This is a genomic window from Pseudomonas sp. MF6396, from assembly GCF_002018915.1.
In the GTDB taxonomy this organism is placed as follows: domain Bacteria; phylum Pseudomonadota; class Gammaproteobacteria; order Pseudomonadales; family Pseudomonadaceae; genus Aquipseudomonas; species Aquipseudomonas palmensis.
On record NZ_MVOK01000005.1, the window covers coordinates 259,581 to 283,263 of the forward strand.

Consider the following 23,683-nt stretch of genomic DNA (forward strand, 5'->3'; position numbering starts at 1 on the left):
AGCCGGCAGCGCCGGCTCCCGGCGGGGTTACAGGTCGGCCAGGGTCGACACCAGGATCGCCTTGATCGTGTGCATGCGGTTTTCCGCCTGCTCGAAGGCGATGCAGGCCGGCGACTCGAACACGTCATCGGTCACTTCGATGCCGTTGGCCAGGTGCGGGTACTGCTCGGCGATCTGCTTGCCGACCTTGGTGTCGGAGTTGTGGAACGCCGGCAGGCAGTGCATGAACTTGGTGCGTGGGTTGCCGGTGGCCTTCATCAGCTCGGCGTTGACCTGGTATGGCAGCAGTTGCTTGATGCGTTCGCCCCAGGCTTCGACCGGCTCGCCCATCGATACCCACACGTCGGTGTGGATGAAGTCCACGCCCTTGACCGCAGCTTTCGGGTCTTCGGTGAGGGTGATGCGGGCACCGCTTTCCTCTGCGTACTGTTTGCAGCGTGCCACCAGGTCGTCATGCGGCCACAGGGCCTTGGGCGCACAGATACGCACGTCCATGCCCAGCTTGGAGCCGACCAGCAGCAGCGAGTTGCCCATGTTGTTGCGCGCATCGCCCAGGTAGGCGTAGCTGATGTCGTGGATCGGCTTGTCGGCATGCTCGCGCATGGTCAGCACGTCGGCGATCATCTGGGTGGGGTGGTATTCGTCGGTGAGGCCGTTGAACACCGGTACGCCGGCGAACTTGGCCAGTTCCTCGACCACTTCCTGCTTGAAGCCACGGTACTCGATGGCATCGTACATGCGCCCGAGCACGCGGGCGGTGTCCTTCATGCTCTCCTTGTGGCCGATCTGCGAGGAGTTGGGGTCGATGTAGGTGACGTTGGCGCCCTGGTCATAGGCGGCCACTTCGAAGGCGCAACGGGTGCGGGTCGAGGTCTTCTCGAAAATCAGCGCAATGTTGTTGCCCTTGAGGTGCTGCTGCTCGGTGCCGGTGTACTTGGCACGCTTGAGGTCACGGGACAGGTCCAGCAGGTAGCGCAGCTCGCGCGGGGTGTGGTGTTCCAGGCTCAGCAGGCTGCGGTTGTGGATGTTGAACGCCATGATGTTGCTCCTGTTCTTTTAGAACGCAAAGGGCTGATCGGCCCGGCCGGCGCCTTGTGGGCGCGGCCGGACGATGGTCGTTTTAGTAGTCGATTGGGTCGCGCACGATCGGGCAGGTCATGCAGTGGCCGCCCCCACGTCCGCGGCCCAGTTCGCCGGCACTGATGGTGATGACCTCGACACCGGCCTTGCGCAGCAGGGTGTTGGTGTAGGTGTTGCGGTCGTAGCCGATGACCACGCCCGGCTCCACGGCCACCACGTTGTTGCCGTCGTCCCACTGCTCGCGTTCGGCGGCGAAGCTGTTGCCACCGGTTTCAACCACGCGCAGCTTGGGCAGCTTGAGGGCCTTGGCCACCACATCGAGGAAGCTGGCTTCTTCGCGGCGGATGTCGATGCCGCCCTGCTTGCTTTCGTCGGGTTGCAGGGTGAAGGCGACGATCTGGTTCACCACTTCGGGGAAGATCGTGACCAGGTCGCGGTCGCAGAAGCTGAACACGGTGTCCAGGTGCATCGCAGCGCGGGACTTCGGCAGCCCGGCCACGATCACGCGTTCCACGGCCTTGTTCTTGAACAGGTTCAGCGCCAGTTGGCCGATGGCCTGACGCGACGTGCGTTCGCCCATGCCGATCAGTACCACGCCGTTGCCGATAGGCATCACGTCGCCGCCTTCGAGGGTGGAGTTGCCGTGGTCCTTGTCCGGGTCGCCGTACCAGATCTCGAAATCGGCGTTGGTGAACTGCGGGTGGAACTTGTAGATGGCGGTGGTCAGCAGGGTCTCCTGGCGACGCGCCGGCCAGTACATCGGGTTCAGCGTCACGCCGCCGTAGATCCAGCAGGTGGTGTCGCGGGTGAACTGGGTGTTGGGCAGCGGCGGCAGGATGAAGCTGGAGTGGCCCAGGAAGTCGCGGAACATCTGGATGGTCTTGCCACCGAAGCTGTCGGGCAGGTCATCGGCCGAGACGCCGCCGATCAGGTACTCGGCGATGTGTCGCGGCTCCAGGCTGCGCAGCCAGGATTTCACTTCGTTGATCAGGCCCAGGCCCACCGAGTCGGCGGTGACCTTGCGCTCCAGAATCCAGTCCAGTGCTTCGGGCATGGCGACGATGTCGGTCAGCAGGTTGTGCATTTCCAGCACTTCGATGCCGCGCTCGCGCATCTTGGTCACGAAGTCGAAGTGGTCGCGCTTGGCCTGGGCGACCCAGAGTACGTCGTCGAACAGCAGTTCGTCGCAGTTGTTCGGCGTCAGGCGCTGGTGAGCCAGGCCTGGGGAGCAAACCATCACTTTGCGCAGTTTGCCGGCTTCGGAATGTACGCCGTACTTAGCTTTTTCCGTGGACATGGTTCATTTCCTCCAAGTTGCGAATACGGGGGGTTACAGAGTCAGGAAGCCGTCGTACAGGCCATAGGCCGCCACCAGGGCGCCAATGACTACGGCGGCGAAGATCAGCTTCTCCACGTTGGTAAAGATCGGTTGGCCCACCTCGCGCTTGGCCTTGGCGAACAGCACCACGCCAGGGGCATACAGCAGGGCCGAGAGCAGCAGGTACTTGACGCCACCGGCGTACAGCAGCCAGATGGCATAGAGCAGTGCGATACCGCCGATGATCAGGTCTTTCTTGCGTTCGGCCAGGGCCTGTTCATAGGTTTCGCTGCGCAGTGCCAGCAGGAACGCATAGGCCGCCGACCACAGGTAGGGCACCAGGATCATCGAGGTGGCGAGGTAGATCAGCGACAGGTAGGTACTGGCCGAGAACAGCGTGATGACCAGGAAGATCTGCACCATGGCGTTGGTCAGCCACAGGGCGTTGGCCGGCACGTGGTTGGCGTTCTCGCGGCGCAGGAACTCCGGCATCGTGTGGTCCTTGGCTGCGGCGAACATGATCTCGGCGCACAGCAGTACCCACGAGAGCAGGGCCCCCAGCAGCGAGACGATCAGGCCGACGCTGATCAGCACCGCGCCCCAGTGACCGACCACGTGCTCGAGCACGGCGGCCATCGACGGGTTCTGCAGCTTGGCCAGTTCCGGTTGGGTCATGATGCCCAGCGACAGCACGTTCACCAGTACCAGGAACAGCAGCACGGTGATGAAGCCGATCACGGTGGCCTTGCCCACGTCGGAGCGTTTTTCGGCGCGGGCCGAGAAGATGCTGGCGCCCTCGATGCCGATGAACACCCACACGGTGACCAGCATCATGTTGCGCACCTGGTTCATCACGCTGCCCAGGTCCGGGTTCATCGTGCCCCAGATGTCGGCGGTGAAGATGTCCAGCTTGAACGCGAACAGGGCAATCAGGATGAACAGCGCCAGTGGCACGACCTTGGCCACGGTGGTGACCAGGTTGATGAACGCCGCTTCCTTGATGCCGCGCAGCACCAGAAAGTGCACTGCCCACAGCAGGATCGAGGCACCGATGATCGCCGCCGGGGTGTTGCCTTCGCCGAAGATCGGGAAGAAGTAGCCCAGGGTGCTGAACAGCAGTACGAAGTAGCCCACGTTGCCCAGCCAGGCACTGATCCAGTAGCCCCAGGCGGACGAAAAGCCCATGTAGTCGCCAAAACCGGCCTTGGCGTAGGCGTATACGCCGCCGTCCAGGTCAGGTTTGCGATTGGCCAGGGTCTGGAACACGAAGGCCAGGGTCAGCATGCCGATGGCGGTGATGCCCCAGCCGATCAGCACGGCGCCGACATCGGCGCTGGCGGCCATGTTCTGCGGCAGCGAGAAGATGCCGCCGCCGATCATGGAACCCACTACAAGTGCGACTAACGCACCCAGTCGTAGTTTTCCGGGAGTGTCTGACATTGGATAACTCCATTCCAGGAGAAGAGAGATGCCAGAATAAATCCAGCAAGCGTGACGAGAGCTGATTCAGGTCAGTTCATTGATACATTCCATTGTTGTTGAAGGACTTGAAGCGCTGCAGCCGGCGCCTCGCCGACACCCCGCAAGCCTTGTGCAATGGCACCTCCAGCCTTTTTCTAGAGCATTCGCTCTGAATGGCTGCGAGATTTGAAGCTAGTCGCTTTTACGGGTTTAGCAAATTTTTGACGAGAAAAGATCTTGTTTGCTTGATGAAGTAGATGGGGTACGCAAAACTCACTGTTTAGTTCGCCTCGGCATAGACGTACTAGTTATGAAGGTTATAGTTTTGAAGACAATCCACTATAAACGTCAGGGCTGTGCTTATATTTAGGCCTAGTGTGTAACAGCACCATGACAACGCGGGACGAAAAGGGGAACTGCATGTCCGAACCAGGACAGAAACTGCGCTTGGGTGCGCTCGTCGCGCTGGTGGTGGGCTCGATGATCGGTGGCGGTATCTTCTCGCTGCCGCAGAACATGGCCGCCCGGGCCGATGTCGGCGCCGTGCTGATCGGCTGGGGCATCACCGCCGTGGGCATGCTGGCGCTGGCGTTCGTGTTCCAGACCCTGGCCAACCGCAAGCCCGAGCTCGATTCGGGTGTATATGCCTATGCCAAGGCCGGGTTTGGCGAGTACATGGGCTTTTCGTCGGCCTGGGGCTACTGGATCAGCGCCTGGCTGGGCAACGTGGGCTACTTCGTGCTGCTGTTCAGCACCCTGGGCTTCTACTTTCCGGTGTTCGGGGAGGGCAACACGCCGATCGCCATCGCCTGCGCTTCGCTATTGCTGTGGGCGGTGCACTTTCTGGTACTGCGCGGCATCAAGGAGGCGGCGTTCATCAACCTGGTGACCACCGTGGCCAAGGTGGTGCCGCTGGTGATGTTCATCGTGATCGCGGCGGTGGCGTTTCGTGCCGATATCTTCACCCGCGACATCTGGGGGCTGAGCAACCCCAAGTTCGGCGGGGTGCTGGACCAGGTGCGCAACATGATGCTGGTGACCGTGTTCGTGTTCATCGGCATCGAGGGCGCCAGCGTGTATTCGGCCCGTGCCGAAAGGCGTTCGGACGTGGGCAAGGCCACGGTGATCGGCTTTCTCGGGGTGCTGGCGCTGCTGGTGCTGGTCAACGTGCTGTCGCTGGGGGTGATGACCCAGCCGGAGCTTGCCGGCTTGCAGAACCCGTCACTGGCCTCGGTGATGGAGCATATCGTCGGGCCCTGGGGCGGGCTGCTGATCAGCCTGGGGCTGGCGGTGTCGCTGCTGGGGGCGCTGCTGTCGTGGGCGTTGCTGTGTGCCGAGATCCTGTTCGCCACCGCCCGCGACAAGACCATGCCGCGGTTTCTGACCCGTGAGAATGCCAACCATGTGCCGGTCAATGCGCTGTGGATGACCAACTGCATGATCCAGCTGTTCCTGCTGATCACGCTGTTCTCTGCGGGCACCTACACCAGCCTGATCTACCTGGCGTCATCGATGATCCTGGTGCCGTACCTGTGGTCGGCGGCCTATGCGTTTCTGCTGGCACTGCGCGGGGAAACCTATGAGCGCCACCCCGGGGCGCGGCGCAAGGACCTGCTGGTGGCCGGGGTGGCGCTGGTGTATGCGATCTGGCTGCTTTACGCCGGGGGGCTGAAGTACCTGCTGCTGTCGGCGCTGCTGTACGCGCCGGGGGTGATCCTGTTCTACCGCGCCAAGCACGAGCAGGGGCAGCCGCTGTTCACCGGGTGGGAGAAGCTGATTTTCGCGGCGGTGCTGGTGGGGGCGGGGGTGGCGGCGTATGCGTTGTATGCGGGGTGGTTGACGCTTTAGAGCGGTGTCGAGGTGTTCGCCGGCAAGGCCGGCTCCTACAGGTTGGTGCGACCTTCTGTAGGAGCCGGCCTTGCCGGCGAAGAGCCTCTGGCGGTCACCAGCGAGGCTCGGCCGACCCCAGCTCGCAAGCCCGCCGCGCCCATACCAGCGGCGCGCCTTGCACCTGCAACGGCGCCTGCAGGCGCCTGGCCGGCCCCCACGGCGTCTGCTCCACGGCCGGGGCCAGGTCTGCCTCGGTTTCGCCGGCCAACGGCAAGTCCTCGATCACCGTGCCCTGGTCCACCAGCAGCTTGGCCGTGCGCGCCAGCGACAGACGCGCCGAGCCGCCACAGCCGCTGCGCAGCCGCTCATCCAGTGCACGGATCGCGGCAGCCGCCATCAGGTAGCCGGTGGCATGGTCCAGGGCCTGCACCGGCAACGGCACCGGCCGCTCGCCCTGACGCCAGCGCATGCCCTCGCGAGCGATCCCGCTGCTCATCTGCACCAGGCTGTCGAAACCGCGACGATGCTGCCACGGGCCGCTCCAGCCATAGGCATTGAGGCTGACATCGATCAGCCCGGGGTTGAGCCTGCGCCGTTGTTCGGCGCCATAGCCGAGGCGCTCCAGCGCGTCGGCGCGGTAGCCGTGCAGGAGGATATCGGCACCTGCCAGCAGGCCTTCGAACACCGCGCGGTCCTCTGCAGCATGCAGGTCCAGGCGCGCGCAGCGCTTGCCCAAGGTCACCTCGGCCACCACCGAGGGCTCCTCCCAGCCCGGCGGATCGATGCGCAACACGTCGGCACCGAACCCCGCCAGCAGGCGGCTGGCAACGGGCCCGGCAAGAATGCGCGTCAGGTCCAGCACGCGTACGCCCTTGAGCGGCTGCGCCGCGGTGCCGGTCCAGCCCTTGAGTACGCCAGCCGGCCCAGCCTTGCGATCGATCAGCGGCTCGGCATTGACCGCCATGCCCTGCGGGTGCGCCGACCATTGCTGCCAGCTGCGCATCTGCGCGGCACATCCGCCCGCAGCCACCACGGCAGTTTCCAGCGCCTCTGCCTCCCACTCGACAACCCGCCGGGCCATCTGATCGCGGTCGTGTACCGCTCCCAGCACCCGTTCGGCAGCGGCGCGGTGATGCGCGGCATTGGTGTGCAGGCGGATCCAGCCATCGCGGGTCGGGTAATCGCCTGCCACGGCGTCCCACAGCGGCGGCAGGCTCCAGCCCTGGGGGCGAATGCTGGTGGCGAACCACAGGGAGCTCAGACGTCGGTCCACCTGCACCCCGGGGCGCGTGCCGGTCTGGCCGGCGAGCAGGTCGGCGATGGCCAGGCCCGTGGCGGCAATGCTGGCACTGGCCAGTTCGGTGACTTCGAAGGTCGATGGCAGGGCTCCTGCAGTGTGCAGGTGCAGGTGCTCAAGCGCATCCTGGGCTAACCCCAGGGCGCTGACGATGCTGTTGAGAACATGACTCATGGTTGGCCCTCCCGTTGGTGGGCCATTGCAGACCATCAGGGCTGATTGGTCAAATGCGGGGCGGCAGGCACGCGCTCGGGGCGCGACCAGATCCACAGGTTGCCCAGGGCCATGCCGCCGATGGCGAGCCCTACCGGCCAGCGCAGGCCGATGAACACCAGCATCAGGCCGGCGCACAGCAGCATGCTGAGCGTGGCGCTGACCTTGGCCCGGCGCTGAATCACCTTGCCGTTGCGCCAGTTGTGCAGGATCGGCCCGAACAACCGGTGGTTTTCCAACCAGGCGCTCAGGCGCGGCGAGCTGCGCGTGGCAGCCCAGGCCGCGAGCAGGATGAACTCGGTGGTCGGCAGGCCGGGGATCACGATGGCCACCAGGCCGATGCCCAGGCTTACATAGGCAAGCAGGCCGAACAGCACGCGGGACAGCTTGGAGGTGGATGGGCGGGTCATGGGGTCCATTGACTGCACAGGTGAGGGCCGGCTGCCAGCGCGGCTGGCCGGCCCGGCACGCATCAGGCCAGCTCGGCCTTGGGCGCGGTGGCGTAGGCGTGTTTGAGCAACTCGGTAAAACGTTCGAACGCAGCCACGGCGCCTTGTTCAGCGGCCGCTTCTTCTTCGGCGCTGAGCTCCAGACCGTCGAGGATGCGGGTGAACTGCTTCCAGCCCTCGGCGCGACCACCGGCCGGCTCGCCCAGGTGACGGGCACCGAAGCTGTCCGACAGGCCCAGGCCGACGGCGCGCTTGATCAGGAACGCGGCGCCGAGTTTGGAGCCTTCGGAGACGAATATCCAGCCCATGGCGGCGCCCAGGCTTGGGTTATGCACGGCGCCGGGGAAGGCGGCCGGTACTGCGGTGTCGAGGTCGGCGAGGTCGAGGCGGGCCTGTTCGGCGCGGCAGCGCTCGGCCAGGTCGGGCACGATGGCGATCAGTTGCGGGTCGTTGTACAGCGCCTGGAGTTCGGACTGGAACAGGTACTGGGCGACCACGAAACGGGCGAAGCTTTCGCGGGTGTCGAAGGGGGCATGGGACTTGACCAGCGCATCGAGCTCGCTGTGCGGCGCATGGGTGAGCTGGTTGAGGCGCTGCGAGCGCAGGGCAGGGCGTTCGGCGGTTGCGGTCATGGGGCATCCTTGGGAAATGGTGAGCGGGTGACTAGACGTTAGTAACTAGACGAATGAGGGGCGTGGAAATAGTAAAAAAGGTTGCGCGCCATTCGCCGGCAGGCCAGCTCCCTGTGGGAGCCGGCCTTGCCGGCGTAGCGTCTAGATATCCCACACCAGGTTGATGGCGAAGTTGCGCCCCGGTGCGGTCAGGCGGTCCAGATTGGCCGGCTGGGTAACCGCCGCTTCACCCAGGCCATCCTTGCCCACGGTGGCGTAGCTGCGCACGTCATCCCATTGCCAGTACTTCTTGTCGGCAAGGTTGTACACCCCGGCATTGATGGTGATGTCGTCTGTAACCTTGTAGAACCCGCTCAGATCCAGCGTGCCGTAGCCCGGGGTGCGGAAGCGGCCGCTGCTGCCGTCGGGGGCGAAGAAGTTGGTGTCATCGACGCGGTTCTTGCGCTTGACCACGGTCCAACTGAGCAGGGTGCCGTAGTCGCGTTGTTCGTAGCCCAGGCCGAACACCCCGGTCAGCGGGTTGACGCTGTTGAGCGGTTGGCCGGTGTCGTCGTTGCGGCCATTGGCATAGGCCAGGGAGGTCTGAGCATACAGGCCCTCTGGCGCGCCAAAAGGCGCCAGGCTCAGGCGGCCCTTGAACTCGACGCCCTTGATGGTCGCGTGCTTGATGTTGTTGGCGGCGAAGGTGTTGCCCAGGTCGGACGACTGCACGGCGTCTTCGTTGATGAAGTCGCGGTACTTGTTATAGAACACCGCCACATCGAAGTGCCCCGCATCGAAGTTGCCGCGCAGGCCGGTTTCGTAGCTTTTGCTCTTTTCCGGCTCCAGGTTCGGGTTCGGCTCCACGGTATACCCGCCTGCCAGGTTCACGAAGCGACCATACAGCGACTTGGCCGTCGGCGTGCGGAAGCCTTCAGCGTATTGCCCGTACCAGGTGTAGTTGTCGTTGAAGGCGTAGGTCACACCCAGCTTGGGCGAGACGCGGTGCCATTTCTTCTCGGCGTCATTGACGCTGTTGGCGCTGCCCAGTGCACCGAGGTACTCGTCGGTCATGTCGGGCTTGAGGCGGGTGTAGTCATAGCGTGCACCCGGCAGGAAAGTCCAGTCGTTCCAGCGGATCTCGTCCTGGGCGAACAGGCTGTATGTGTTGATGGTCGGGTCCGGGAAGTCGCTGACCTTGACCTGGGCGTCCCCAGGGCTGGCATCGCCAACGGCGCGGCAGGTACCGCCCACATTCAGAGAGGTTGCCGTGCCGCTGCGCGAACCGGTGACCTTCTGCTGCTTGAGCGTGGTGCCGTAGGTCAGCAGGTGTTCGGTATCGCCAAGGCTGAAGGCTTTGTCGAGCTGGGCGTCGAGTACCCACTGACGGTCCTGGTAGAGGGTCTGGCGATCACGGAACACCTCGCGCCCTCTGGCCGCATACACCTCTTCGGTGCGCTGGTCGGTCTTGCCGATCTGGTAGTTCAGGCTCCACTTCATGTTGTCGGCCAGTAGGCTGCCCAGGGCAAATTCGTGGTTGATGGCAAATCGCTCGCGGGTGACGGTGTCGTTGCCGGTACGTACGCGGTAGGAGTTGGAGGCACCAAAGCCGGGAATGAACGGCCCACCCACTGCGCTCAGTTGGTTGGTATCGCGATCATCCTTGTAGCGCTCGTAGGTCAGGCCCAGCCGCGCGTCGTCGGCGTAGTTCCAGCCCAGCTTGGCCAGCACGTTTGTGGTGCGCGCATCCTGCGGGTTGGCCTCGGTGCGCGCCAGGCCATCGCCGCTGTGGCTGCCGTAGGACTCGGTCTCGTGGCCGTTGCGCTGGCTCAGGTGCAGCAGGCCGTCGAAATCGCCCTCGCGCCCGGCCACGGTGGCCGAGGTCAGCCAGCTCTCGTCGGCCGAGCTGTAGCCGGCCTTGAGGCGTGCACCCACGTCCTTGCCCGGCTTGATGATGTCGTCCGGGTCGAGGGTGAAGTAGCTGACCGCGCCGCCGATGGCGTTGCTGCCGTACAGCACCGAGGCCGGGCCGCGCAGGATCTCCACGCGCTTGACGATCTCGGGGTCGACGTAGTTGCGCTGGGTCTGGGCGTAGGGGCCGTAGAAGTAGCTGTCGGGGATCGACACGCCATCGATCTGGGTCAGTACGCGCTCGCCATCGATGCCGCGGATGTTGTAGCCGTTGAGGCCGCTGCGCTGGCCGACGCCGCTGACCGAGACACCTGGCTCGTAGCGCACCAGGTCCTTGATGGTGTTGACGTTGCTGCGGTCCAGCTGCTCGCGGGTCTGCACGCTCACCGTGCTTGGCACCTGGTTCACGTCCTGCGCGGTACGGGTGGCGCTGACGGTCACCTGCTGCAGGGTGATGGCGTTGGAGGCGGCGCGCTCGATCACCACATTGCCGGCACTGAGCTTGCGGTAGTTCAGCTGGGTGCCGGCGAGCATCTGGCGCAGGGCCTGCTCGGGCGGCATCGAGCCGCGCACGCCTGGCGAGGCGACACCTTCGGCCAGCTCGGCGGACAACCCCACCTGCCAGCCGGTGACGGCGGTAAACGCGTTGAGCGCCGACACCAGCGGCTGCTGGGCAATGGCGAAGCGGTAGTCACCCATGCGCGGGTTGGCTGCCTGGGCGGGCTCGGCGGCCAGCGCCGGCAGGCTGCAGACGCCGCCGGCCAGCATGGCCAGGGTCAGCAGCGACAGCGTGCAACGTTGCAGGCCCGCTGTGCGGGTGGAGACGGTAGACCGGCGAGTGAAACCTCTGGACATCGAAAGCGCTCCCTGTCGCGCGAATGTTATAGGTGCGGCCGATTCAAAAATAAGAATCAGTTGCATTGGCTATAACGAGACGTGTGACCACGGGGCATCGCGTAAAAAAAGATTCCGATTCAGTTCAGAATCACCAGCGCCGGGTACTCCTGCAGGCGTGCGGAGGTGATGTGGGCCAGCGAGCGCACCGCTTCGAGGGGTTGGTCGAGGCGGTAGTTGCCGGTGACGGCGACGTTCTGCAGGCGCTCGCTGGTGTTGATGATCCAGCCCGGGTAGTAGCGCCCCAACTCGGCCAGCACCTGGCTCAGGGGGCAGTTCTCGAACACCAGCCGGCCCTCGATCCAGGCCAGGTCCTTTTGCCCGTCCAGGCGCTCGCGCTGGCTGAAACCGTTGGGGCCGAGGCTGATGCTGTCGCCGGCCGACAGGCGGATGCGCTGGTCGCTGTTGCCCAGCAGGTCGACGTCGCCGCGCTGCACCCGCACCTGTGCCTGGCCGTCGAGGTAGCGCACGGCGAAATCGGTGTCGCGCACGCTGGCGCGCAACGGCCCGGCGCGCAGCTCGAAGGGCTGCTGCCCGCCGGGGACCTGGAAGTAAGCTTCGCCCTGGTACAGCCGGGCGATGCGCTGGCGGTCGTTGATGTTGCTGGAGAACGCCGAATTGGTATTGAGCAGTACCTTGGAGCCGTCCTGCAGTTCCAGGCGCTGGCGCTCGCCGACCACGGTCAGGTGATCGGCCTGCAGGCGCATGGGCAGGTTGCCGACCGTGAACACACCCACCAGCAGCACCGCGGCGGTGGCCAGCGGCTTCCAGTGCGGGCGCAGGCGGGCCAGGCGTGAGGGGCGCTGACGTTGCTGCAGCTGCAGCGCGGCGGCGCGCACGCTGTCGCCGTGCCACAGGGCTTCGGCCTGCACGTAGGCCGGGGCATTGGCCGGGTCGGCCTCGAGCCAGGCCTCGAAGGCCCGGGTGTCTTCGGGCGTGGCGCATTGCAGGCGTATCAGCCAGTCCAGCGCCTGGTCCATGGCGCTGTCGCAGGCAGCCGGGTCTGGCGGCGCAGGGCGGTCAGGGGCACTGTCGGTCACGGAGGGTCCTTGGCATGCTTGTGTATCAGGTAATGATCAAGTGTATCGGCATGTGAGGCAAGCAGGCTCAATCGCGATTGAGACGATCGGCTACGCCTACACAGATGGCCATGATCAGTTTCAGTTCCTTCTGAACCGTGCTGGCGGACACCTTCAGTTGTTCGGCGATTTCCAGATAGCTGGCGCCGTGCAATCGGCTGAGGATGAAGATGCGCTGCTGGCGGGCGCTGAGCTCGCCCAGCGAGGTGCTCAGGCGGCGCAGCAACTGCTCCGCGTGGGTGGCGTCCTCGGCGCTGCCGTGGCTGGCGGCCACGTTGTGCAGCACCGCCTCGGGCACATCGTCGAGCAGGGTGCGGGCTTGCACGCGGCGGGCGCGCAGGTGGTCCAGGGCGAGGTTGCGGGCGGTCTGGAACACGAAGGGTTCGAGGTGCTCGATGGGGCGTTCGCCCAGGGCGCGGGTGACGCGCAGGTAGGTTTCCTGAAGCAGGTCTTCGGCGGTGCTGGGGTTGTCGACCATGCGCTGCAGGGTGCGTAGCAGGGTGACCCGCTGGGCGAGGAAGACGGCGTTGAAGTGGGACTGACTCACAGCGATACCTGACCGGGATTTCAGCGAATGATAATGCTTATCATCAATGCTGTTGGTCAAGGGGGAAAAGCAGCGGCAAGCTTTCAGCGCCAGGCGGCAGGAGGAAAAGCAGGCTTACCCCCCGGCTTGCCTGCCGCCTGAAGCTTGCGGCTTGAGACTATCGCGCCTCCCATAGCGCCAGGCAGTTGTCCAGCATGCGGTTGGAAAAGCCCCATTCGTTGTCGTACCAGGCCATCACCTTGAGCATCTTGCCGGCCACCTTGGTGTGATTGGCGTCGAAGATCGACGAAAGCGGGTTGTGGTTGAAGTCGCACGACACCAGCGGCAGGGTGTTGTAACCGAGGATCTTCGAGTGCTGGCTGGCCTCTTTCATCAGCGCATTGACCTCTTCCACGCTGGCCTCGCGTGTCACGTTCAGGGTCAGGTCCACCAGCGACACGTTGATCACCGGCACCCGCACGGCCATGCCGGTCAGCTTGCCGGCCAGTTCCGGCAACACCAGGCCCACGGCCTCGGCTGCGCCGGTCTTGCTCGGGATCATCGACTGGGTGGCCGCCCGCGCCCGGTACGGGTCGCTGTGGTACACGTCGGTCAGGCTCTGGTCGTTGGTGTAGGCATGGATGGTGGTCATCAGGCCCTGTTCGATGCCCAGTTCGCGGTGCAGTACCTGCGCCACCGGCGCCAGGCAGTTGGTGGTGCACGAAGCACTGGAGATGATCTGGTGCGAGGGGCGCAGGATGTCGTGGTTGACCCCGTACACCACCGTTGCGTCCACGCCCTTGCCGGGGGCCGAGATGATGACTTTGCGTGCCCCGGCAGTAAGATGGGCCGCGGCCCGGGTGCGCTCGGTGAACAGGCCCGTGCATTCGAACACCACGTCCACACCCAGCGCCTGCCACGGCAGCTCGGCGGGGTTGCGAATCGCGCTGACGGCAATTCGGTCGCCGTTGACCGTGATGCTCTCGCCATCGCTGTGAACCTGTGCATCGAATGCCCCGTGCACGCTGTCGTACTTGAGCAGGTGCGCATTGATCGAGCTGTCGCCCAGGTCGTTGATGGCGACGACCTGCAGGTCCTGACGGTAGCCTTGGGTATACAGTGCGCGAAGAATGTTGCGGCCGATGCGGCCAAAACCATTGATTGCGATACGTAATGTCATGGAGCTACCTCTGGCAGACTGTCTGAGCCCCGGAAAGAGCCTGAATCTGATTTTGTTGTTGGAATTACAAGATTATTCGTAAAAAAATAGAAAACAAGCCTTTTTGCTGGCAGTATTTTGTTCAATCTACAACGAGTGACCGGCCAAGCCGTTACCCACCGACATTCGCGCCCCTGCCTTGAGCCTAGGTCGCAATCGTTTGTAAGGGAAACCGCCGCAGAGGTTGCTGCCCCTTAGCCTGGAGTCCAGTACATGCATCCGCGCATTCTTGAGGTCACCGAACGGCTGATCGCCCGTAGCCGTCCTACCCGCGAGCGCTACCTTCAGTTGATTCGCGGGGCGGCCAGCGACGGCCCGATGCGCGCCAAGCTGCAATGCGCCAACTTCGCCCATGGCGTGGCCGGCTGCGGCAGCGACGACAAGCACAGCCTGCGCATGATGAACGCGGCCAACGTCGCCATCGTCTCGGCCTACAACGACATGCTCTCGGCGCACCAGCCCTACGAGCACTTCCCCCAGCAGATCAAGCAGGCGCTGCGCGAAATCGGCTCGGTGGGCCAGTTTGCCGGCGGGGTGCCGGCCATGTGCGACGGCGTCACCCAGGGTGAACCGGGCATGGAGCTGGGCATCGCCAGCCGTGAAGTGATCGCCATGTCCACCGCGATTGCGCTGTCGCACAACATGTTCGACGCGGCGCTGCTGCTGGGTATCTGCGACAAGATCGTGCCGGGCCTGTTGATGGGGGCGCTGCGCTTTGGCCATCTACCCCAGCTGTTCGTGCCGGGCGGGCCGATGCCCTCGGGTATCTCCAACAAGGAAAAGGCCGACGTGCGCCAGCGCTACGCCGAGGGCAAGGCCAGTCGCGAAGAGCTGCTGGAGTCGGAAATGAAGTCCTACCACAGCCCCGGCACCTGCACCTTCTACGGCACGGCCAATACCAACCAGTTGCTGATGGAAGTGATGGGCCTGCACCTGCCCGGTGCCTCGTTCGTCAACCCGTACACGCCGCTGCGCGATGCGCTCACCGTCGAGGCCGCGCAGCAGGTCACGCGCCTGACCAGGGCCAGTGGCAACTTCATGCCGCTAGGCGAGATCGTCGACGAGAAGTCGCTGGTCAACTCCATCGTTGCGCTGCACGCCACCGGCGGCTCCACCAACCATACCCTGCACATGCCGGCGATTGCCCAGGCGGCCGGCATCCAGCTGACCTGGCAGGACATGGCCGACCTGTCCGAGGTGGTGCCAACGCTGTCGCACGTGTACCCCAACGGCAAGGCCGACATCAACCACTTCCAGGCGGCGGGCGGCATGGCCTTCCTGATCCGCGAGCTGCTCGATGCCGGGTTGCTGCACGAGGACGTGAACACCGTGGCCGGCCCCGGCCTGCGCCGTTATACCCAGGAGCCGTTCCTGGACAACGGCAGGCTGGTGTGGCGCGAAGGCCCCGAGGCCAGCCTTGACGAAAGCATCCTGCGTCCGGTGGCCAAACCGTTCTCCGCCGAGGGCGGCCTGCGGGTGATGCAAGGCAACCTTGGCCGTGGGGTGATGAAGGTGTCTGCGGTGGCGGCCGAGCACCAGGTGGTCGAAGCCCCGGCGCGGGTGTTCCACGATCAGCAGGAACTGGCCGATGCGTTCAAGGCCGGCGAGCTGGAGCGCGATTTCGTCGCCGTGGTGCGCTTCCAGGGCCCGCGCTGCAACGGCATGCCCGAACTGCACAAGATGACCCCGTTCCTGGGTGTGCTGCAGGACCGCGGCTTCAAGGTCGCGTTGGTGACCGACGGGCGCATGTCGGGAGCTTCGGGCAAGATTCCGGCGGCCATTCATGTGTGCCCGGAAGCGTTCGATGGCGGCCCGCTGGCGCGGGTGCGCGATGGCGACATCGTGCGCGTGGACGGCGTGGCCGGCACCTTGCAGGTGCGCGTCGAGCCGGCCGAACTGGCCGCTCGCGAGCTGCCGGCAGCGCCGCTGGGCAATGACCTGGGCTGCGGGCGCGAGCTGTTCGGCTTCCTGCGCGTGGCGCTGAGCTCGGCCGAGCAGGGCGCCAGCGCCTTCACCTCGGCCCTGGAGAACTTCAAATGAAGGTCGCACTGGTCGGTGACATAGGCGGCACCAATGCCCGCTTCGCGTTGTGGCGCGACAACGCGCTGCACGCGGTGCAGGTGTTCCCCACGGCTGACTACACCAGCCCCGAGCAGGCCATCGGCGTGTACCTGGCCGCGCAGGGCCTGGCCAAGGGCGAGGTGGCGGCGGTGTGCCTGGCGGTGGCCGGGCCGGTCAGCGGCGATGAGTTTCGTTTCACCAACAGCCATTGGCGTCTGGGCCGCAAGGCATTCTGCGCCAACCTGCAGGTCGAGCACCTGCTGCTGATCAACGACTTCACCGCCATGGCGCTGGGCATGACCCGCCTGCAGCCGGATGAAGTGCGCAATGTGTGCGCCGGCACCCCGGACACTACCCGTCCGGCGGTGGTGATCGGGCCGGGTACCGGCCTGGGTGTCGGGACCTTGCTTGGCCTGGGCGAGCAGCGCTGGCTGGCGCTGCCGGGTGAGGGCGGGCATGTCGACCTGCCGGTGGGCAGTGCGCGCGAGGCGGCGATTCGCCAGGCGATCGCGCTGGACACCGGCCACGTCAGCGCCGAAACCGTGCTCAGTGGCGGCGGGCTGCTGCGCCTGTACCACGCCATCTGTGCACTGGACGGGCATGCCCCCACGCTGGGCACGCCGGCCCAGATCACCGACGCGGCGTTGCACGACGACCCGGTGGCGCTGGAGGTGATCGAGCAGTTCTGCCGTTTTCTGGGGCGGGTGGCCGGCAACAATGTGCTGACCCTGGGCGGGCGTGGCGGGGTGTTCATCGTGGGCGGAGTGATTCCGCGCTTTGCCGAGCTGTTCCTGCGCAGCGGCTTTGCCGCGAGTTTTGCCGACAAGGGCTGCATGAGCGCCTACCTTGAAGGGGTGCCGGTGTGGCTGGTGACGGCGGAGTATTCCGGGTTGGAAGGGGCGGGAGTGGCGTTGCAGCAGGCACTGGCCCAGCACGCCTGAGTTGGAGTGACTGGCCGGGCCCTGTCGCGGGTCAAGCCCGCTCCCGCCAGGTTCGATGCCGTACCTGTGGGAGCGGGCTTGACCCGCAATGGGGCCGCCAAGGAATGCACTGACAAGGACAACAACCGTGACCAAGTCGATTCTGCTGGTCGATGACGACCAGGACATCCGTGAACTGCTGCAGGCCTACCTGAGCAAATGCGGCTTCCAGGTGCAGGCCCAGGCCGATGGCCAGGGTTTTCGCCAGGCCCTGGACACACACGGCGCCGACCTGGTGATCCTCGATGTGATGCTGCCCGACGAAGACGGTTTCAGCCTGTGCCGCTGGGTGCGACAGCACCCGCGTCAGGCCCGTGTGCCGATCATCATGCTCACCGCCAGTTCCGACGAAACCGATCGCGTCATCGGCCTGGAACTGGGCGCCGACGATTACCTGGGCAAACCCTTCAGCCCCCGCGAGCTGCAAGCCCGCATCAAGGCCCTGCTGCGCCGCGCCGGCTTCATGCATGAACGCCCCGGCGGTGACGTGCTGACCTTCGACGAGTGGCGCCTGGATACGGTCAGCCACCGCCTGTTCCACCGCGACGGCGAAGAGGTGATCCTGTCTGGCGCCGATTTCGCCCTGCTCAAGCTGTTCCTCGACCACCCGCAACAGATCCTCGACCGCGACACCATCGGCAATGCCACCCGTGGTCGCGAGCCGATGCCGCTGGACCGTATCGTCGACATGGCGGTCAGCCGCCTGCGCCAGCGCCTGCGCGATACCGAAAAACCTCCGCGACTGATCCGCACCGTGCGCGGCAGCGGCTACCTGCTGGCGGCCAGTGTTGCGCCCGCGCACTGAGCGGCGCTGGCGCCTGCCGCTGCCACGCTCGCTGCTGGGGCGCATGCTGCTGCTGACCCTGCTGGTGGTGACGGCGGCCCAGGGGTTGTCCAGCGTGATCTGGGTGTCGCAGTTGCGCGCCAGCCAGCTCGAAGGGCTGCTGGCCAGCGCGCGCAGCCTGGCGCATTCGATGACCGCCAGCGTCAGTTACTTTCGTTCGCTGCCGCTGGCCTACCGGCCGCTGGTGCTGGACCAGCTGCGCAGCATGGGGGGCACGCGCTTCGTGGTGTCGCTCAACGACCGGCCGCTGGACATGCAGGTGCTGCCGGTGACCCCGCGCAAGCAGGCGGTGATCGAGGCGTTCGAGCAGGTACTGCACGAGCGCCTGGGCGAGCAGATGGAAATCTCGGTGGAGTTCGTCGGCCCCGAGCAACTGCGTCTGTTCAACAGCGGGCTCAAGCTCGATGAACTGCCGCGCTCCTGGGCGCACTACTCGCTGACCCTGGAGCCGGTCAACCCGCCGGTGCTGGTGACCCAGATCCGCCTGGGCGAGGGCGAGTGGCTGTACATCGCCTCGCTGCTGCCCGAGCCCTACACCAGTCTCGAGGCCGAGGGCCTGCCGCGCCAGCAGGTGGGGTTCATCGCACTGACCAGTTTCTTTCTGCTGCTGTTCATCGGCCTGCTGGTGCATTGGCAGACCCGTCCGCTCAAGCGCCTGGCACGCGCGGCGCGGGAGCTGTCGCTGGGCGCCGACGCGCCGCCGGAGGTGGAGGGCGGCGGCAGCGAAGTGGTGGAGGTGGGGCGCGCCTTCAATGCCATGCGCGAACGCATCAGCCGCTACCTGACCGAGCGCAGCCAACTGTTCAGCGCGATCTCCCACGACCTGCGCACGCCCATCACGCGCCTGCGCCTGCGCGTCGAGCTGCTGGAGGATGAACAGCTGCAACACAAGTTCGGCCGTGACCTGGACGAGCTGGAGCTGCTGGTCAAGGGCGCCCTGCAGTGCGTGAAGGACACCGACATCCACGAGAACATCGAACCCATCGACCTCAACCAGGTGCTCGACTGCCTGGTGGAGCCCTACCTGGCCAGTGCGCGCGTCACCGTGCAGGGCAGGGCGCTGGCGGCGTATCCGGGCAAGCCGCTGGCGCTCAAGCGCTGCATCGGCAACCTGATCGACAACGCGCTCAAGTACGGCGAGCGTGCGCACCTGCGCATCATCGACAGTGCCACCGGTTTCGTGCTGCAGGTGGACGACGAGGGCCCCGGCGTTCCGGAGCAGCGCCAGGAACAGGTGTTCGAGCCACATGTGCGCCTGGCCGGCCAGCAGCAGGGCTACGGGCTGGGGCTGGGCATCGCGCGCAACATCGCCCACAGCCACGGCGGCGAGGTGAGCCTGCGCAACCTGCGCGAAGGCGGCCTGCGGGTCACCCTGAGCCTGCCGCGCAGTGCGGGCCAGCGGGTGAATGTCACAGGTCGGTGACATTCGCGCATCCCTTCGTTACTTCTGCCGCCCCAGGGGGTGGCTAGACTTCGATTCACGCGCAAGCAGCATGACTTGCACCGGCATAACAACAAGAAAGGTTTCCCTTGATGAATGCGATCAATCGCCTCGCCGCCGTTGTTTCCCTTGCTTCCCTGTTGCCATTGAGCGCCCTGGCTGCCGAACCCGGCACGGTCGAGGTGACCCACTGGTGGACGTCCGGTGGCGAGAAGGCGGCCGTGGACACGCTGCGCAAGCAGATCGAACAGGACGGCTTTGTGTGGAAGGACAACGCCGTGGCCGGGGGCGGCGGCGCGGCCGCCATGACCGTGCTCAAGAGCCGCGCGGTGGCCGGCAACCCGCCAGCCGCTGCCCAGGTCAAGGGCCCGGACATCCAGGACTGGGGCGCGCTGGGCCTGCTGACCAACCTGGACGATGTGGCCAAGGCCAACGACTGGGACGCGCTGCTGCCCAGAAAGGTTGCCGACATCATGAAGTACGACGGTCATTACGTGGCCGTGCCGGTGAACATCCACCGGGTCAACTGGCTGTGGATCAACCCGCAGGTGTTCGCCAAGGCCGGGGCCAAGGTGCCCACCACCCTGGACGAACTGTTCGCCGCCGCCGACAAGCTCAAGGCTGCCGGCTTCGTGCCCCTGGCCCACGGCGGCCAGCCGTGGCAGGACAGTACCGTGTTCGAGGACGTGGTGCTGAGCATTCTCGGGCCCAAGGGCTACCACGCCGCCTTTGTCGAACTGGATGAAAAGACCCTGACCGGTGCGCAGATGATCGAGGCGTTCAGCACCTTGCAGCGCCTGGGCACCTACATGGACCCCAACCGTGCCGGGCGTGACTGGAACGTTGCGGCCGCCGAGGTCATCAACGGCAAGGCCGGCATGCAGATCATGGGCGACTGGGCCAAGAGCGAATGGACCGCTGCGGGCAAGATCGCCGGCAAGGACTACGAGTGCGTAGCGTTCCCCGGTACCCAGGGCAGCTTTGCCTACAACATCGACTCGCTGGTGATGTTCAGGCTCAAGGACGAGAACGACATCAAGGCCCAGAACGACCTGGCCAAGGTGGCGCTGGAGCCGGCGTTCCAGACCGTGTTCAACCAGAACAAGGGGTCGCTGCCGGTACGCCAGGACATGGACATGGGCCCGTTCGATGCCTGCACGCAAAAGTCCGCCGCGGACTTCAAGGCGGCCGAGCAGGGCGATGGCCTGCAACCGAGCATGGCGCACAACATGGCCACCAGCCTGGCGGTGCAGGGCGCCATCTTCGATGTGGTGACCAACTTCCTCAACGACCCGAAGGCCGACCCGGCCAAGGCGGTCAAGCAGCTGGATTCGGCGATCAAGTCGGCTAAATGATCCGCTGAATCTTTCGGGCCTCATCTCGGGTCAAGCCCGCTCCCACAGGTACTGCGATGACTTTGTGGGAGCGGGCTTGACCCGCGATGCGGCGCAACGCGCCGCCTTTCCAACCGAGAACCTTCCGATGAGCACTATCGCCGTCCTCAACCAGGCCTCACCCCTCGATGCATTGCAACGCTGGCTGCCCCGACTGGTACTGGCGCCGAGCATGCTGATCGTGCTGGTGGGCTTCTACGGCTATATCCTGTGGACCTTCGTCCTGTCGTTCACCAATTCAAGCTTCATGCCCAGCTACAAGTGGGTGGGCCTGGCCCAGTACGCCCGCCTGATGGACAACGACCGCTGGTGGGTCGCCAGCAAGAACCTGCTGTTGTTCGGCGGCATGTTCATCGGCATCAGCCTGGTGGTCGGCGTGCTGCTGGCGGTGCTGCTCGACCAGCGTATCCGCCGCGAAGGCTTTATCCGCACCGTCTACCTGTACCCCATGGCGCTGTCGATGATCGTCACCGGCACCGCCTGGAAATGGCTGCTCAACCCCGGCCTTGGCCTGGACAAGATGCTGCGCGACTGGGGCTGGGAAGGCTTTCGCCTGGACTGGCTGGTCGACCCCGATCGCGTGGTGTACTGCCTGGTGATTGCTGCCGTGTGGCAGGCCTCGGGGTTCGTCATGGCGCTGTTTCTGGCCGGGCTGCGCGGGGTCGACCCGTCGATCATCCGCGCCGCCCAGGTCGATGGCGCGAGCCTGCCGACCATCTACCTGCGCATCGTGCTGCCCAGCCTGCGCCCGGTGTTCTTCAGTGCATTGATGATCCTGGCGCACATCGCGATCAAGAGCTTCGACCTGGTGGCGGCAATGACCGCCGGTGGCCCGGGCTACGCTTCGGACCTGCCGGCGATGTTCATGTATTCGTTCACCTTCAGCCGCGGCCAGATGGGCATGGGCTCGGCCAGCGCGATCCTGATGCTGGGTGCGATCCTGGCGATCCTGGTGCCGTACCTGTATTCGGAACTCAGGAGCAAGCGCCATGAGTAATTCACTTGCTGCTCGTCGACCGAGCCTGAGCCGCCTGGCGGTCTACGCCACCCTGATCGCGGCCTGCCTGGTGTACCTGGTGCCGCTGATCGTGATGCTGCTGACCAGCTTCAAGAGCCCCGACGACATCCGCACCGGCAACCTGCTGAGCTGGCCCGAGGTGATCACCGGCATCGGCTGGGTCAAGGCCTGGGACGCGGTGGGCGGTTATTTCTGGAACTCGATGAAGATCACCGTGCCGGCGGTGCTGATCTCCACCCTGGTGGGAGCGCTCAACGGCTACGTGCTGTCGATGTGGCGCTTTCGCGGCTCGCAGCTGTTCTTCGGGCTGCTGCTGTTCGGCTGCTTCCTGCCGTTCCAGACGGTGCTGCTGCCGGCCTCGTTCACCCTCGGCAAGCTGGGCCTGGCCAGTACCACCACCGGCCTGGTGCTGGTGCACATCGTGTACGGCCTGGCCTTCACCACGCTGTTTTTCCGCAACTACTACACCAGCGTGCCCCAGGCCCTGGTGCAGGCGGCGCGGCTGGATGGCGCGGGGTTCTTCACCATCTTCGGGCGCATCCTGCTGCCCATGTCGATCCCGATCATCATGGTGTGCCTGATCTGGCAGTTCACCCAGATCTGGAACGACTTTCTGTTCGGCGTGGTGTTCGCCAGTGGCGACGCGCAACCGATCACCGTGGCCCTCAACAACCTGGTCAACACCAGCACCGGGGCCAAGGAATACAACGTCGACATGGCGGCGGCGATGATCGCCGGGTTACCGACCCTGTTGGTCTATGTGCTGGCTGGCAAGTATTTCCTGCGTGGGCTCACCGCCGGCGCGGTCAAGGGGTAGAACATGGCAACGCTTGAATTGCGCAACGTCAACAAGACCTACGGCAGCGGCCTGCCGGACACGCTGAAGAACATCGAGCTGAAGATCGGCTCGGGCGAGTTCCTGATCCTGGTGGGCCCTTCGGGCTGCGGCAAATCCACCCTCATGAACTGCATCGCGGGGCTGGAGCAGATCAGCGGCGGGGCGATTCTGGTGGACGACGCCGACATCAGTGGCATGAGCCCCAAGGATCGCGACATCGCCATGGTGTTCCAGTCGTATGCGCTGTACCCGACCATGAACGTGCGCGACAACATCGCCTTCGGCCTGAAGATTCGCAAGATGACCCCGGCGGCCATCGACGAGGAGGTGGCGCGGGTGGCCAAGCTGCTGCAGATCGAGCACCTGCTGGGGCGCAAGCCCGGCCAGCTGTCCGGTGGGCAGCAGCAGCGCGTGGCCATGGGCCGGGCGCTGGCGCGTCGGCCCAGGATCTACCTGTTCGACGAACCGCTGTCCAACCTCGACGCCAAGCTGCGGGTGGAGATGCGCACCGAGATCAAGCTGATGCACCAGCGCCTGAAGACCACCACGGTGTACGTGACCCACGACCAGATCGAGGCCATGACCCTGGGCGACAAGGTGGCGGTGATGAAGGATGGGCTGATCCAGCAGTTCGGCACCCCGCAGCAGATCTACAACGACCCGGCCAACCTGTTCGTGGCGAGCTTCATCGGCTCGCCGCCGATGAACTTCATACCCTTGCGCCTGCAACGCCAGGAGGGTCGCCTGCTGGCCCTGCTCGACAGCGGCCAGGGGCGCTGCGAGCTGCCGCTGGGCATCGGCGAGGCGGGGCTGGAGGCGCGCGAGGTGATCCTGGGCATTCGCCCGGAGCAGATCAGCCTGGCGGCGGTCGAAGGCAATGGCCTGCCGAGCATTCGCGCCCAGGTGCAGGTCACCGAGCCGACCGGGCCGGACACCCTGGTGTTCGTGACCCTCAACCAGACCAAGGTGTGCTGCCGACTGGCACCGGAGTTCGCGCCGCAGGTCGGTGAAAGCCTGAGCTTGCAGTTCGATCCTGCGCGGGTGCTGCTGTTCGATGCAGAAACGGGCGAACGGCTGGGGCGCGGGCGTGCACCGCTCGATACGGTCGGCACCGACAACATTGCCCAATTCAGGGGCCGCTGAATTCGTTGTAAAGCATGGACACCATCGAAAACAATAAGACGAGGACACAGGGGATGGATCATTTCAAACGTGTTTT

At 65.2% G+C, this 23,683-nt stretch carries 19 protein-coding genes; 9 read left to right on the forward strand and 10 right to left on the reverse strand.

From position 1 onward, the window contains the following. Positions 1 to 27 precede the first annotated feature (27 nt). From MF6396_RS07320 to arcD (MF6396_RS07330), 3 genes are all read right to left on the reverse strand, one after another. Complete coding sequence (locus MF6396_RS07320) at positions 28 to 1,038, reverse strand: ornithine carbamoyltransferase (protein ID WP_043862424.1); 1,011 nt, start codon at positions 1,036 to 1,038, stop codon at positions 28 to 30. An 82-nt stretch (positions 1,039 to 1,120) separates the two neighbouring features. Further along, complete coding sequence (gene arcA, locus MF6396_RS07325) at positions 1,121 to 2,377, reverse strand: arginine deiminase (protein WP_043862423.1); 1,257 nt, start codon at positions 2,375 to 2,377, stop codon at positions 1,121 to 1,123. Positions 2,378 to 2,410: 33 nt separating this feature from the next. Continuing rightward, entirely contained in the window at positions 2,411 to 3,838 is a 1,428-nt protein-coding gene (arcD, locus tag MF6396_RS07330; protein ID WP_054915088.1) for an arginine-ornithine antiporter, read from the reverse strand. 441 nt (positions 3,839 to 4,279) lie between these two features. On the opposite strand from arcD (MF6396_RS07330), the gene arcD (MF6396_RS07335) reads away from it, so the two are divergent. Further along, positions 4,280 to 5,707 carry an arginine-ornithine antiporter gene (arcD, locus tag MF6396_RS07335; protein WP_054915087.1) on the forward strand — a complete coding sequence of 476 codons (1,428 nt, stop codon included), beginning with the start codon at positions 4,280 to 4,282 and terminating at the stop codon, positions 5,705 to 5,707. 94 nt (positions 5,708 to 5,801) lie between these two features. Here arcD (MF6396_RS07335) and MF6396_RS07340 read toward each other — a convergent pair whose 3' ends face one another. The 7 genes from MF6396_RS07340 to gap all read right to left on the reverse strand — a co-directional run bounded on the left by MF6396_RS07340 (position 5,802) and on the right by gap (position 13,849). Continuing rightward, positions 5,802 to 7,160: a CoA transferase gene (locus MF6396_RS07340; RefSeq protein ID WP_058541436.1), complete on the reverse strand. Its 1,359-nt coding sequence runs from the start codon at positions 7,158 to 7,160 to the stop codon at positions 5,802 to 5,804. 35 nt (positions 7,161 to 7,195) lie between these two features. Further along, the gene (locus MF6396_RS07345) at positions 7,196 to 7,609 is read right to left on the reverse strand and encodes a YbaN family protein (RefSeq protein WP_043860378.1); all 414 of its coding nucleotides are present in this window, start codon (positions 7,607 to 7,609) and stop codon (positions 7,196 to 7,198) included. Positions 7,610 to 7,671: 62 nt separating this feature from the next. After that, the gene (locus MF6396_RS07350; RefSeq protein ID WP_043860379.1) at positions 7,672 to 8,280 is read right to left on the reverse strand and encodes a biliverdin-producing heme oxygenase; all 609 of its coding nucleotides are present in this window, start codon (positions 8,278 to 8,280) and stop codon (positions 7,672 to 7,674) included. 141 nt (positions 8,281 to 8,421) lie between these two features. Further along, on the reverse strand, positions 8,422 to 11,025 hold the full coding sequence (locus MF6396_RS07355) for a TonB-dependent receptor (RefSeq protein ID WP_078479981.1): 2,604 nt from the start codon (positions 11,023 to 11,025) through the stop codon (positions 8,422 to 8,424). A gap of 119 nt (positions 11,026 to 11,144) precedes the next feature. Beyond that, on the reverse strand, positions 11,145 to 12,104 hold the full coding sequence (locus MF6396_RS07360; protein WP_054915084.1) for a FecR family protein: 960 nt from the start codon (positions 12,102 to 12,104) through the stop codon (positions 11,145 to 11,147). 67 nt (positions 12,105 to 12,171) lie between these two features. Next, on the reverse strand, positions 12,172 to 12,690 hold the full coding sequence (locus MF6396_RS07365) for an RNA polymerase sigma factor (protein WP_043860382.1): 519 nt from the start codon (positions 12,688 to 12,690) through the stop codon (positions 12,172 to 12,174). A 157-nt stretch (positions 12,691 to 12,847) separates the two neighbouring features. Then, positions 12,848 to 13,849 carry a type I glyceraldehyde-3-phosphate dehydrogenase gene (gene gap / locus MF6396_RS07370; protein ID WP_043860383.1) on the reverse strand — a complete coding sequence of 334 codons (1,002 nt, stop codon included), beginning with the start codon at positions 13,847 to 13,849 and terminating at the stop codon, positions 12,848 to 12,850. 252 nt (positions 13,850 to 14,101) lie between these two features. Between gap and edd the strand changes: the two genes are divergently transcribed. From edd to MF6396_RS07410, 8 genes are all read left to right on the forward strand, one after another. Then, the gene (edd, locus tag MF6396_RS07375) at positions 14,102 to 15,928 is read left to right on the forward strand and encodes a phosphogluconate dehydratase (RefSeq protein ID WP_058541439.1); all 1,827 of its coding nucleotides are present in this window, start codon (positions 14,102 to 14,104) and stop codon (positions 15,926 to 15,928) included. Further along, positions 15,925 to 16,890: a glucokinase gene (locus MF6396_RS07380; RefSeq protein ID WP_078479982.1), complete on the forward strand. Its 966-nt coding sequence runs from the start codon at positions 15,925 to 15,927 to the stop codon at positions 16,888 to 16,890. The genes edd and MF6396_RS07380 overlap by 4 nt, the downstream gene beginning before the upstream one ends. Before the next feature lie 88 nt (positions 16,891 to 16,978). Next, a complete protein-coding gene (locus tag MF6396_RS07385; protein WP_054915080.1) occupies positions 16,979 to 17,734 on the forward strand; it encodes a response regulator in 756 nt (251 codons plus the stop codon). A 19-nt stretch (positions 17,735 to 17,753) separates the two neighbouring features. After that, the gene (locus tag MF6396_RS07390; RefSeq protein ID WP_196933097.1) at positions 17,754 to 19,196 is read left to right on the forward strand and encodes an ATP-binding protein; all 1,443 of its coding nucleotides are present in this window, start codon (positions 17,754 to 17,756) and stop codon (positions 19,194 to 19,196) included. A 110-nt stretch (positions 19,197 to 19,306) separates the two neighbouring features. Beyond that, entirely contained in the window at positions 19,307 to 20,569 is a 1,263-nt protein-coding gene (locus MF6396_RS07395) for an ABC transporter substrate-binding protein (protein ID WP_054915078.1), read from the forward strand. 127 nt (positions 20,570 to 20,696) lie between these two features. After that, the gene (locus tag MF6396_RS07400; RefSeq protein ID WP_078479983.1) at positions 20,697 to 21,605 is read left to right on the forward strand and encodes a carbohydrate ABC transporter permease; all 909 of its coding nucleotides are present in this window, start codon (positions 20,697 to 20,699) and stop codon (positions 21,603 to 21,605) included. Then, on the forward strand, positions 21,598 to 22,443 hold the full coding sequence (locus MF6396_RS07405; RefSeq protein WP_078479984.1) for a carbohydrate ABC transporter permease: 846 nt from the start codon (positions 21,598 to 21,600) through the stop codon (positions 22,441 to 22,443). The genes MF6396_RS07400 and MF6396_RS07405 overlap by 8 nt, the downstream gene beginning before the upstream one ends. A 3-nt stretch (positions 22,444 to 22,446) precedes the next feature. Further along, on the forward strand, positions 22,447 to 23,607 hold the full coding sequence (locus MF6396_RS07410) for an ABC transporter ATP-binding protein (RefSeq protein WP_058541443.1): 1,161 nt from the start codon (positions 22,447 to 22,449) through the stop codon (positions 23,605 to 23,607). The last annotated feature ends 76 nt before the right edge of the window (positions 23,608 to 23,683 follow it).